This window comes from Brachyspira alvinipulli ATCC 51933 (assembly GCF_000518245.1).
GTDB lineage: Bacteria > Spirochaetota > Brachyspiria > Brachyspirales > Brachyspiraceae > Brachyspira > Brachyspira alvinipulli.
Map to the genome: position 1 here is coordinate 1 of NZ_KI912403.1, position 15,459 is coordinate 15,459.

2 protein-coding genes are annotated in these 15,459 nt (G+C 25.6%); one reads left to right on the forward strand and one right to left on the reverse strand.

Translation table 11 applies throughout. From position 1 onward, the window contains the following. On the reverse strand, positions 1-13,969 hold a 13,969-nt coding region (locus T324_RS0107560; protein WP_038375134.1), incomplete at its 3' end, for a SpiroCoCo family coiled-coil protein. A 382-nt stretch (positions 13,970-14,351) separates the two neighbouring features. Here T324_RS0107560 and T324_RS0107565 point away from each other — a divergent pair. Next, positions 14,352-15,413, forward strand: a complete 1,062-nt coding sequence (locus T324_RS0107565; protein ID WP_245580681.1) for a radical SAM/SPASM domain-containing protein — start codon at positions 14,352-14,354, stop codon at positions 15,411-15,413. Positions 15,414-15,459: the final 46 nt, after the last annotated feature.

Here is a 15,459-nt window from a genome sequence, read left to right on the forward strand (position 1 = left end):
CATCTATATAGTTTTTCTCATTAGATAAATGTTTCTGCTCTGATTCTTCTCTTGCTTTTTCTATCTCTTCCTGTACTAATTTTGAATAATCTGTCAAAGAATTCAATGAATTATTATAAACTTCACTAATCAATGAAGAGTAATGTTCATAACCTGACTTTATATCATTTATTAGTTTTTCTGAATCTTCAAACAATTTGCTGTTTTCACCCAATCTATAGCTTTCTATATTTTTTATCTCTTCATTGTATCTTGCTACTGCATCATTTAGCATATTGTGAAGATTATCTAAATTGGAAGTGATATCATTAGTAAGTCTAGAATCTACAGATGACAATTTATTTTCTATATCATAGATTTTACTGTCTATTTTCTCATAGATAGAGTTTTCTTTCTCTTCTATTTTAGAAAGTATATCTGACAATATCTCTTCTTTCTTGTCCTCTGATGTTTCTAAATAGCTATTGATACTATTTTTTGCTTCTTCCAACTGAGATAATAACTCATTGATATGACCATCTTTCCAGCTAGATATATCATCACTCATAGATTCTATCTTAGCATTTAAATCGTTAAGATAATTTTCAAATTTTATCTCTGTTTCTTTTTGAACTTCTTCTAATTCATTTCTCATCTCAGCAGCATATAGACTTCTGATTTTAGAACTATCTGACCAAGTATCTTCAAAATATTCCATACGTCTTTCTAATCTATCTTTGAACTCTGAATTATATGTTTTGAAGTTATTGAATAGTTCTTCCAATTTATTTACTTCTTCTGTAAATAAAGTTTCAATACTGTCATTTCTGCCTAATACATTAGATAAATTTTCTCTCATAGAAGATAATTTATTTTCAAGCTCTTCTTTATCTTTCAATATAATATCTTCTAACTCTGAAACCTTATCCATAGAATCACTTATATTGCTTCTAATATCATTTAGATCAAGGCTCAAAATACCTATATTGTACTCTAAATCTTTTCCTATAGAATCTTTTAATCTGTTTTCTATCTCCTCAAATTTATATGAATCATCCATAACATCTTTTAATTCATTCAACCTATTCTCTAAATCTTCTAATTTAGAAAAATCATTCTTCAATGAATTGAAAGAATCTTCTAATGCTTGTTTTTCCAATACTAATTGAGATACTGTATCATCTTCTTTTAAGCTATTTAATTCTGCTTTTAAATTATCTATTTTCTCTAATAATGATAATTTATCATCAGACATTAAATCTTTCAAATAATTAATATCACTTTCTGAAGTATTTACTCTATCAAATAAATCATTGAAAGCTTTTTCTATCTTTTCTTTCTCTTCTTCAAATAAGTCTGATATATCATAAGTATTTGATGTTAATACTTCTTCTTTGAAATTATCAAAGTCTGCTTTTAATTCATCTACTTTTGAAGCAAGTGCATCTTTATCTGACTCTGCTAATTCATCTCTATCCAATATAGAATTTTTTAGCATATCTAATGATTCTTCAAAATTTGCATTTAATTCTTTATACTTATCCTTGATATCTGAAACTTCTGAAGTAATATTATATATTTCATTATCTATCTTAGAATTGATAGAACTTAAATGCATTTCTAATTCTGATATATATTCTTTATAATCAAATAATCTTTTTGATGCTTCCTCTTCTAATTGAGAAACTACAGAATTTATTCTGTTATCTGCTTCTTCATTGAATTTAGATATAGCATTACTCAAGTTATCGTTCAATGTATTAAATGATTCTTTTATCATATCATCTAATTGAGATTTACTATCATTTAAAATATTAATTTTATCTGCTATTTTCTCATCCAATTTATTAGAATACTCTTTTAAATACTCATCTATATAGTTTTTCTCATTAGATAAATACTTCTGCTCTGATTCTTCTCTTGCTTTAAATATTTCTGATTTTATCTTATTGGCATAATCAGATAAGGAAGATAATGAATCTTTATATGCTGAATTAATTAATTTTGAATAATAATCGTAGCCTGATTGTATATCTTCTAATAATTTACTGCCTTCTTCTGTTCTATGATGCTCTATATTCTTTATCTCTTCATCGTATTTAGATACAGCTTTATTAATTAAATTGCGTACTTCTTCTAAGCCTTTAGCCATATCATCTGATACTTTAGAATCTACATCAGACAATCTATTTTCCATATCTTCTATTTTAGAATCCATTTTCTCATAGATAGAATTCTCTTTCTCTTCTATCTTAGAAAGTATATCTGATAATATCTCTTCTTTCTTGCCTTCTGAGGTTTCTAAATAGTCATTGATACTATTTTTAGCTTCTTCCAATTGTGACAATAACTCATTTATATGACCATCTTTCCAGCTGGATATATCATCATTCATTAACATTATCTTATTATTCAAGTCTTCAAGATAATTTTCAAATTTTATCTCTGTTTCTTTTTGAATCTCATCCAACTCATTTCTCATCTCAGCAGCATATAAACTTCTGATTTTAGAGCTGTCAGACCAAGTATCTTCAAAATAATCCATGCGTCTTTCTAATCTGTCTCTGAACTTAGAATTATCTGTTTTGAAGTTATTGAATAGCTCTTCTAATTTATTTACTTCTTCTGTAAATAAAGTTTCAATACTGTCATTCTTACCTAAGACATTAGATAAATTTTCTCTTATAGAAGATAATTTATTTTCTAACTCTTCTTTTTCTTTAAGTATGCTCTCCTCTAATTCTGAAGATCTATTAATAGCTTCTTTTATAGAATTAATATCGCTATTTAATAATTCAACATTATTCATACTATCCTTTAATTCATTTAAACTATTCTCTAAATCTTCTAATTTAGAAAAATCATTTCTTAATGAATTGAAAGAATCTTCTAATGCTTGTTTTTCCAATACTAACTGAGATACTGTATCATCTTCTCTTAAACTATCTAATTCTGATTTTAAATTATCTATCTTATCTAATAAGACAAATTTATCCTCAGATATTAAATCTTTCAAATAATTTACATCACTTTCTGAAGCATTTACTCTATCAAATAAATCATTGAATGTTTTTTCTATCTTTTCTTTTTCTTCTTCAAATAAGTCTGATATATCATAAGTATTTGATGTTAATACTTCTTCTTTGAAATTATCAAAATCTGTTTTTAATTCATCTATTTTTGAAGATAATAATTCTTTATCAGATGACTGAATAGTTAATAATTCATCTCTATCTAATATAGAATTTTTTAGCATGTCTAATGTATCTTCAAAGTCAGAACTTAATTCTTTATATTTATTCTTAATATCTGAAACTTCTGAAGTAACATTATATATCTCATTATCTATCTTAGAATTAATAGAGCTTAAATGAGTCTCTAACTCAGACATATATTCTTTATAATTAAATAATCTGTTTGATGCTTCAACCTCCAATCTAAAAACTGTCTCATTTATTCTCATATCAGCTTCTTTATTGAACTTAGCTATAGCATTATTCAAATTGATATTTAATGTATTAAATGATTCTTTAACCATATCATCAAGCTGTGCTTTGCTATCATTTAATATATTAACTTTATCTGCTATTTTCTCATCCAATTTATCAGAATATTCTTTCAAATACTCATCTATATAATTCTTCTCATTAGATAAATGTTTTTGTTCTGATTCTTCTCTAGCTTTTTCTATCTCTGCTTTTATTCTATTAGTATACTCAAATAAAGAAGACAATGAATCTTTATATGTAGAATTAATCAAATTAGAATAATAATCATAGCCTGATTTGATATCATCTAATAATTTGGAATGTTCTTCTGCTCTATGATGTTCCATATTTTTTATTTCTTCATCATATTTAGATACAGCCTTATTTATTATAGCATGTACAACTTCCAAATTTTTAGACATACTATCTGATATTTTAGAATCTGCAGCAGACAATCTGTTTTCCATATCTTTTATTTTATAATCTATTTTCTCATAGATAGAATTTTCTTTCTCTTCTATCTTAGAAAGTATATCTGATAATATCTCTTCTTTTTTGCCTTCTGATGTTTCTAAATAGCTATTGATACTATTTTTTGCTTCTTCAAACTGAGATAATAACTCATTAATATGTCCGTCTTTCCAGCTAGATATATCATCATTCATTGACATTATCTTGTTATTCAAATCTTCAAGATAATCTGCAAATTTTGTCTCTGTTTCTGATTTGATATTATCTAACTCTTCTCTTAAATCTGAAGCGTATAAACTTCTTAATTTCTCACTGTCTGACCAAGTATCTTCAAAATAATCCATGCGTTTTTCTAATCTATGTCTAAACTCAAAATGATCTTTTTTGAAGTTATTGAATAAGTCATTAATATTTTGTACTTCTTCCTTAAATAGACTTTCTAAACTATCATTTTTACCTAATACATGATATAGATTTTCTTTTATAGAAGATAATCTATTTTCTAACTCTTCTTTTTCTTTGAGTATGCTGTCTTCTAATTCTGAAGATCTATTAATAGCTTCTTTGATAGAATTAATATCACTATTTAATAATTCTACATTTTTATCTATATCATCTTTTACTTTACCTTCAAACTTATCAGATAATATATCAACATAGTTCATACTATTTTTTAATTCATTCAAACTATTCTCTAAATCTTCTAATTTAGAAAAATCATTCTTCAATGAATTAAAAGAATCTTCTAATGCTTGTCTCTCTAATACTAACTGAGAAACTGTATCATCTTCTTTTAAATTATCTACTTCTTCACTCAAGTTTTCTATTTTTTCTAATAATGATAATTTATCTTCTGACATTAAATCTTTCAAATAATTTACATCATTTTCTGAATTATTCACCATATCTAATATCTCTTCAAAATCAGAAGTCAATTCTTTATATTTATTTCTTATATCTGACATTTCTGAATCTAATTTTGAATTTATGTTATATATCTCATTATCTATCTTAGAATTGATAGAACTTAAATGCATTTCTAATTCTGCTATATATTCTTTATAATCAAACAATCTTTTTGATGCTTCTTGTTCAAATTGAGAAACTACAGAATTTATCTTATTATTTGATTCCTCATCAAATTTTAATATAGCATTATTCAAAGATTCATTTAATGTATTGAATGAATCTTTTATCATATCATCAAGCTGAGTTTTAGTATCATCTAGTATAGTTATTCTCTCAGCTATTTTCTCATCCAATTTATTAGAATATTCTTTCAAATATTCATCTATATAATTCTTCTCATTAGCTACATGTTTTTGTTCTGATTCTTCTCTAGCTTTTTCTATCTCTGCCTTTATCCTATTAGTATACTCAGATAAAGAAGACAATGAATCTTTATATGTAGAATTAATTAATTTAGAATAATAATCATAACCTGATTGTATATCTTCTAATAATTTATTGCCTTCTTCCGCTCTATGATGTTCTATATTCTTTATCTCTTCATCATATTTAGATACAGCTTTATTAATTAAATCACGTACTTCTTCTAAGCCTCTAGCCATATCATCTGAAACTTTAGAATCTACATCAGATAATCTATTTTCCATGTCCTCTATTTTAGAATCTATTTTTTCATAGATAGAATTCTCTTTCTCTTCTATCTTGGAAAGTATATCTGATAATATCTCTTCTTTCTTATCTTCTGATGATTCTAAATAGCTGTTTATACTATTTTTTGCTTCTTCTAACTGTGATAATAACTCATTAATATGACCATCTTTCCAGCTAGATATATCATCATTCATAAGTATGATTTTATTATTCAAATTTTCAAGATAATCTGCAAACTTTAATTCTGTTTCTTTTTGAATTTCTTCTAATTCATTTCTCATCTCAGCAGCATATATATCTCTAATTTTAGAACTGTCTGACCAAGTATCTTCAAAATAATCTATACGTTTTTCTAATCTATCTTTAAACTCTGCATTATCTGTTTTGAAATTATTGAATAGTTCTTCTAATTTATTCACTTCTTCTGTAAATAAATTTTCCATACTCTCATTTTGACCTAATACATTAGATAGATTTTCTTTTATAGAAGATAGTTTATTTTCAAGCTCTTCTTTTTCTTTTAATATGCTCTCTTCTAATTCTAATGATTTAGTTATAGTATTTCTAATAGAATTAATATCATTATTCAATGATTCAATATTATAATTGATATTTTTTTCTATATCTTCTTTTAAACTATTCTCCAAGCCTTCTAATTTAGCAAAGTCATTCTTTAATGAATTTAAAGAATCTTCCAATGCCTGTTTCTCTAATACCAATTTGGAAACTGTATCATCTTCTTTTAAATTATCAACTTCGGCTCTTAATCCATCAATTTTTTCCAATAATGATAATTTATCATCAGACATTAAATCTTTCAAATAATTAATATCGCTTTCAGAAGTATTTACTCTATCTAATAAATCATTGAAAGTTCTATCAATTTTTTCTTTCTCTTCTTCAAATAGGGCAGGTATGTCCTCTTTAGCAGCAACTAATATTTCTTCTTTGAAGTTTTCAAAGTCATTTTTTAACTCATCTATTTTTGAAGCTAGTAACTCTTTTTCTGAAGTTTGAAGTTCTATTAACTCATCTCTGTCTAATATAGAACTTTTTACCACATCTAAAGCATCTTCAAAATCTATAGTTAAGTTTTTATATTTATTCTTAATATCTGACATTTCTGAGTCTAATTTTGAATTTAGACTATATATTTCATTATCTATTTTAGAATTAATAGAATTAAGATGAGTTTCTAACTCAGACATATATTCTTTATAATCGAATAATTTATCTGATGCTTCCATTTCTAATCTTGAAACAGCTTCATTTATTCTAGTATCTGCACTTTCATTAAATTTAGCTATAGCATCATTTAAATTATCATTTAATGTATTGAATGAATCTTTTATCATGTCATCAAGCTGAGTTTTAGTATCATTTAAGATATTAATTCTCTCAGACATTTTTTCATCCAATTTATTAGAATATTCTTTCAAATACTCATCTATATAATTTTTCTCATTAGCTACATGTTTTTGCTCTGATTCTTCTCTAGCTTTTTCTATCTCTTCTTTGATTCTATTAGTATAATCTGATAAAGAAGACAATGAATCTTTATATGTAGAATTAATTAAATTAGAGTAATAATCATAACCTGATTGTATATCTTCTAATAATTTGCTGCCTTCTTCTGTTCTAATATGTTCTATATTTTTTATCTCTTCATCATATTTAGATACAGCTTTATTTATTATATCATGTACTTCTTCTAAGCCTCTAGCTATATCATCTGATACTTTAGAATCTACATCAGACAATCTATTTTCCATATCTTCTATCTTAGAATCTATATTCTCATAAATAGAGTTCTCTTTTTCTTCTATTTTAGAAAGTATATCTGATAATATTTCTTCTTTCTTATCTTCTGATGATTCTAAATAGTTATTGATACTATTTTTAGCTTCTTCCAACTGAGATAATAATTCATTAATATGACCATCTTTCCAGCTAGATATATCTGTATTAATATTTTCTAGTTCTGCTTTGAAATCAGATATCTGTTCTTCTTTCCAATTAGATAGATCACTGCTTATAGATTCCACTTTATTATTGAAATCATTGAAATAATTATCTAATTTTACTTCTGTTTCAGACTTGATGCTGTCTAATTCTTCTCTTAAATCTGAGGCGTATAATGCTCTAATTCTGTCGCTGTCAGACCATATATCCTCAAAATAATCCATACGTTTTTCTAATCTATTTCTAAACTCTATATTATCTGTTCTAAAATCACCAAAAAGTTCATTTATCTTTTTAACTTCTTCTTTGAAGAGTCCTTCCATATTTTCATTGCTGCCTAATACATTAGATAAATTTTCTCTTATAGAAGATAATTTATTTTCTAACTCTTCTTTTTCTCTAAGTATATTATTTTCCAATTCTGATGATTTATCTATAGAATCTCTTATATTGCTCTTAATACCGTCAATATCTTCTGTTATTACGGAATATTTGTTTTCAAATTTATCATATAATTTTTTAACATCTTCTTCAACATTATCTTTTAATTGATAAACAGTATCCTCTAACTCACCTAATTTAGAAAAATCAGCTTTTATATTATTGAAAGAATCTTCTAATGACTGCTTTTCAAATACTAATTGAGCTATAGTATTATCTTTTACAGAGCTTATTTCTGATTTTAAATCATCTATCTTTTCCAAGATGATAGATTTATTTTCAGATATTATATCTTTAACTTCATCTATATCATTTTCAGAACTGTTTACTCTCTCTAAAATATTGTTGCTAAATTCTTCAAATGATTTCTCTATTTTTTCTTTTTCTTTTTCAAATAGGGCAGGAATCTCCTCTTCATTTGATTTCAACAATTCATCTCTAAAAGAAGCAAACTCTGTTTTTAATGAATCCATCTGTTCTGATAATAATTCTTTCTCAGAATTCTGCAGCTCAATTAATTCATCTCTTTCAAGTAAAGAACCTTTTATCATATCTAATGCTTCATCAAAATCTGTACTTAAATTTTTATATTGAGTCTTAACACCAGATATTTCAGTATCTAATTTAGAAGAAATATTATAAAGCTCATTATCTATTTTAACACTTATAGCTCTTAATTGATCCTCTAATTCAGCCATATATTTCTGTTCATTGAATAATCTAGCAGCAGCTTCTCTCTCTAATCTTTCAATAGCAGAATTTACTCTATTATTAGCATCTTCATTAAATCTATTAACTGCCTCATTCAAATTAGAATTCAATACATTAAATGATTCTTTTATCATATCATCCAATTGAACTTTGCTTTCACTTAATATATTTAATTTATCATTAACCTGCTCTTCAAGTTTAGAAGAATAATCTTTTAAATACTCATCTATATAATTTTTCTCATTAGCCACATGTTTGCTTTCTGATTCTTCTCTAGCTCTCTCTATCTCACTTTTTATATTCTCAAGATGAGTTTCTAATTCAGCAACAGCATCTTCATAGATCTTATCTATCATCAATGAATATTCTTCATAATCTTCACGTATGCTGTTTCCTAAATCTTCAATATCAGAGATAAGCTCTTCAGCTTCATTTGCTCTATGATGTTCTATTCTCTTTATTTCTTCATTATACTTTTCTACAGATTCATTTATTCTGTTATGTATATCTTCTAAACTATTTCCTATAGCATTATTCAATTTTTCATCTATAGTAGAAAGTTTATTTTCTGCCTCTAATATCCTTTCATCTATACGTGAATAAATTTCATTTTCTTTATGCTCTATAGTGTTTAGCATATCAATAAGGAATTGATTCTTTTTACCTTCTGAACCATCTATAAAGCTTTCTATACCTTTTTTAGCTTCATCTAATTGGGCAAGCAAGTCATTTAAATTACATTTTTTCCAATCATATATTTCCTGTTCTATTTGATCCATTTGTTTTTTCAACTGTGCTATATGATTGTCAAATTTAACATCAGCTTCTTTTCTTATATTTTCAACTTCTTCTCTAATATCTGCCGCATATATACTTTTTATTCTAGTATTATCAGACCACATATCTTCAAAATAAGATATACGTTTTTCAAGTCTGTCTTTAAACTCCTCATTGTTGGAAGCTAAATTATTAAATATAGAATCCAATCTATCTTTTTCATTGTCTAACATATCTTTAATTTCATTCTTGCTTAATAAGTTAGACATATTATTTTTAAGATTATCTATAGCAGAATCTATAGTATTTCTTTCTCTTGTTATTCTATCTTCGATAATAGAAGTTTTATTTATTGAATCTAATAAATTTTCTCTTACAGTATCAAAATTTCTATTAAGAGTTTCTAAATCTCTGTATATACTGTCAGAATCTTTTTCTATTTTTTCCTCTAAATTTTCTTTTAATCCTTTTAATTTTTCAGACAAATCTTTAACATCATCTTTTAAACCAGAATCTATACCTTCCATTCTGTTTTTAAGATTAATAAAGTCATTCTCCAAATCTATAATTTTTCCGAAATCTTCTTTCAATATATTTAAAGAATTTTCTAATACTGCTTTCTCTTCAGATAAAACTTCAACTGTATTGTCATCTTTTATAGCATCAACATCGCTTCTTAAAAGTTCTACCTGAGATATTAAATGATTTCTCTCTTCAGACAAAATATCTTTGATATAGTGTATATCACTTTCACTATCTGCAAGTCTCATAAGAAGATTCTTACTAAACTCATCAAACATATTCTCTATTTTTTCTTTCTCTTCATCAAAAAGAGCAGGTATTTCAATTTCATTTGTTCTCAATACCTGATCTTTAAACAATTCAAATTCTTCTTTTAAATCATCTATTTGATTCTTTAGTAATTCCTTCTCACTGTTTTGAAGCTCTATCAATTCTTCTCTATCAATTATAGACGATTTGATATCATCTATTATATCATTAAATTCTTTCTTATCATCTAATATTCTTGATTTTAGATCTTCTATTTCATTAGATAATATTTCTTTAACAGTATCTATTACATCAGCAATATCTTTTACATGCTCTAATCTGTCATTATGTTCATCCAATATAGCAAGTACATTTTCATTATTAGAAATTAATTTATCTGCTTGATCTCTCAATTTATCATCAACATTATCTTTCAATGATATAAACTCATTTCTTAAATCTTCTAATGTTAATCCTACACTATCTCTAACTTCCAATGCAGCATCGGATATAACTTTTTCAGCATGCTCTTTTATATTCTCTATAGACTTTAAAGCTTTCTCTTCACTATCTCTTCTAATGTTAGCTAGGATATAAGAAAATCCCTTATATAAAGTATTAAATGAGTCATTCAAATTTGCATTTAAATTATTAACTTCCTCATCTATTTTAGAAGATGTCTTGCTTAAATATTCATCTATATAATTAGATTCGTTATTAAGATGCTTAGCTTCAGATTCTTCTCTTGCAGCTTCAATCTCATTTTTTAATTCTTCAGCATAGTTATTTAAAGAAGATTTCTCATTATTATAAAGCTCTTCGAGCATATTAGTATACTGTTCATAATCTCTTCTTATTCCAGCACCAATATTTTCAATATCTTCTATTATGCTTTTATTCTCTTCAAGTCTGTAAGTTTCTATATCCTTTATTTCTTCTTTATATCTGTCTATAGCACCGTCAATTAATGATCTGAGTTCATTTAATTTCTTGAAAGTATCTTCTTCTACATTAGCAAATATATTTTCGCATTTTTTGTCAAGAGATTTCTTTTTCTCTTCTATATAAGAATCAATAACTCCTGTTTTTTCATCAATAACTGACTGCATATTATTAGCATTATCAATGATTTGACTTATTCTTTCACCTAAATTCTCTATACGCATTTTATATTCATCAGTCATTAAAGAAGCATGATGTTTTAATTCTTCATAATCATCTTTTAAATCATTAGAATATTTTTCAAGCATAGCATGATATTCAGAACTTATAGCATTTAAATCTGCTCTTCTTTCATCAAGAACGCTGTCTATTCTTTTTCCTAAAGAATTATATTTATCTTCAATATCAGACATTAATTCTTTTTCTTTATCTTCTGCATTTTCATAAACTTTATTTATAGTACGTTCAAAAGCATCTTTTCCACTTTCAACTCTATGCATGATATCTTCTATTTCATCTTTTATTCTGTTCATGCTGTCTCTTTTTTCATTTAAAAGAATGTCAAAAGAGTCTGTAGCTTGACGAAGCTCATTATGAAGCATATCAACTACTTCATTTTTATTTTTATCATTGATTTTTATATTTTCATCTATAACATCATCTATTTTATTTTTAAACTCACCTAAAGAGTTTTCCATATTATTTAGCATTGCTTCATGTCTTTTTTCACTTTCATCAACCTGATTAAGTACTGAATCAATGCTGTCTGTTATAGCTTTCATTTTTGTTTGTTCATAATTATCTAAAACGTCTTTTAGATGTTTTTTCAAACTGTCTATATAAGCTTCACTATATTCTGATAATTCTTTTTTAATGTCATCTATTTTATCTTCAGCATCTTTCATTCCAGTATCTAATCTTTCGTTAGCTCTGCTTACTAAACCATTTATCTCAGTAGATGATTTCTCTAATATTTCTAAACGTTTTTCTATATTTTCTTTTATATTAGTTTCCGTTTCTTTGCTCAAAGTATCTATATCAGAAGAAGCTCTGTCATACTGTTCTTTCAAACTTGACAATTTCTCATCCATAGCACCTAAATCATGGGCTGTATTTTTTATATAATTATCTATATTCTCTTCTAACTCAGTTTTTATAGTGCTGAATAAAGTATCAAGTTCTCTAACTTTATCATTAGCCTGAGTTTCTAAATCTTTATATAAATATTCTTTCTGCAAGCTTAAAGAATCTAATATTTCTTCCTGTTTGTTATTAAGTATAGATATTATTTCAGAAGTTTGATAATGAGTTTCATCTATTTTGTCTTTTAATAGATTAGTTTCCATTTCAACATCATTTCTAAGCTCATTGATTTCGGCTATTAAAGAACTTCTGGCATTATCTATAGAATATTCCATATCATCCTGAGCTCTTGCTAATATATCATCTTTTAATTTGTTGATATCATTAACTATATCATCAAATCTGCTTTCTGCTTTAAGCATAGTTTCTTCGCTCATACCATCTATAGATATGATTAAATCATTAAGCTCTTTTGTTTTATTTCTATAGAGAGTTATAACACCATCATCTTCATTTTCAAGTATATTTCTTATATGATTTGAGAAATTCTCAACTTCTGCTATAAATCTGCTGTTTATATCATCTTTTAATGATGTAAATTCATTTTCTAATTGATGTGCTTTTTGAGCATAATCCTGACTTATATAATCAGCCTTATCTTTTATATCATCTATAGACTTTTCCAAAGAATGTGCTTTCTGCTCTATAGAGTCTAAGAACTCCTCTCTATCCTGAGTTATTTTTTCAAGACCTTCTTTTAGAGTAGAGTATAGCATTTCTTTTGTTTTTTCCATCTCATCTTTGAACTCTAATACACTTGATTCTGTTATAGAGTTCAATCTGTCATGTATAGTATCTCTCAAATTATTTAATTCTGCTTCTAATCCGTCTTTAGATTGACTTAGAGTCTCATAACGGTTTTCTATATCTTTAGATTTAACATCTATTTCATCTGCAAATGATGAATATTTATTAATAAGCTCATCTCTTCCTTTCTCAAATAGTTCTGCCAACTGTTCTATATTATGACGTGCTGTTCTTTCAGCAAGCTGAGTAAGCTGATTTGTAAATAATTCCTCTTTTTTAGCAACATGCTGCTTAAATTCTTCAGTAAGAGCAGAAATTTTTTCTTTTTCCTGCTCAGCCATAGTGCTGTAATGGGCATCGCGTGCCAAGAGATTGGTAGTAAGGGCATCAAATCTCTTATAAAGCTCACTTTCAAACTCATTTAACTTAGAATTATAAGATTCTATAAGTTTATCTTGTATAGAACCAACATTTTTTTCTAATTCTGTCATCTTAGCTTTAACATCAGATATTCTTTTATATGTTTTTTCTATAGTATTACGCTCTTTTAAAACAGTATCTACTTTATTAAGTATCTCAAGATATGCTTCTTCAAGAGAATCCACCTGTTCCTGATACTGTGAAACTGCAGCTTTATAATCTTTGTAAGATTCTATTCTTTTGTTTAGTTTAGCTAGATCTTCTTCCATAGATTTGCTTATAAATCCGGCTTTTTTAACGGCTATTTCCAAATCTATGGCATTATCTCTAACTTCAGATATTTTTTCTTCAACTATTCCCTCAATAGCGGCTTTTTCTTCAGCAAATAAATCGTTCAAATCGTTTCCATAAGGATTTTTTTTCTTATCTATTATTCTAGTAATTCCGACAATAGCAGTAGGTACAACGAATATTAGTACAAGATATAGGATAGACATAAAAACTCCGTGAATATAGTATATTAACATAATTCTATATTATGTTAATGTATATGTCAATAGTACCGCTATGCTTAAATTTCTATACATAGTATTTTTTTAACAAAAATACGGAATTTTTCTTCATTATCATAATATTTTCTTATGTAAACTTAAATTTTTTTCTGTATTTAGAGTTATTTTAAGAATGAATTTTACTAATCATTAATAACTAAAACTTGACAATAGAAAAATTTGATATAGTATATTACAAATAATAATTTTTAAATCTTAAAAATACTAATAAACCTATATAATTATATAATTATATAATTATATAATATCCTAATAAAAAATGAATAAATTATTTATTTTAATAAAACCTTCTTCCTCGTTATGCAACATGAACTGCAAATATTGCTTTTATAAAGATATAGCCAATATAAGACATACAAAAAACTATGGATTTATGCAAGAAAACACCATGAAAAACATTATAGATAAATCCTTTAATACCATAACAAAAAATGGATATATACATTTTGCTTTTCAGGGAGGGGAACCTACACTTATAGGTTTAGAATATTTTTATAGTTTTATTAATTACATTAAACAAAAAAATACTAAAAATATAAATATATCATATTCTATACAAACAAATGGGGATTTAATAAATGATGAATGGGCTAAATTATTTGTAAACAATAACTTTTTAGTAGGTCTTTCCTTTGACTTATTAGAAAAAATACATAATAAATTAAGAATAAAAAACAATTTACCTACTTATGATATTGTACTCAATGCAAAAGAAATATTAGACAAATATAATGTTGAATACAATATATTAACAGTATTAAGCAAAGAATTATCACATTATCCTAAAGAAATATATAATGAAATAAAAAATAAAAATATAGAATATATACAATTTATACCATGTATAGGTGAATTAGAAAATAATATTAATATAATAGAAGAATACAGTATAAAACCGCGTGAATTTGCATATTTCTATAACTCTATATTTAAAATGTGGGAAAAAGATATTTTGAATGGGCGTTATTTAAGTATATCATTTTTTGATAATATCTCAGAATTATTAGCTGGTTACCACCCAACCACATGCGGAATAGATGGAATATGCCATAACCATTTAGTTATTGAGAGTAATGGAAATATATACCCTTGCGATTTTTACTGTATAGATAAATACTATTCTGGAAATATTAATACAGATGATTTAATTGATGTAATTAATAATCAAAATAGAATCAATTTCACAAATGATCTAAAAAAAATAAATACCAAATGTACATCATGTAAATTTTATAAATTATGTAACTCTGGCTGCAAAAGAATGTATAATAACATATATATAGAAGACAATTTTTGCGGAATGGAAAATTTTCTAAAAAATAATATAAACTCAATAATAAAAATCTTAAAATTAAAAAATATTCTATAAAAAATTGACAATGCATTATTTATTTACTATACTATATAAGTAAATG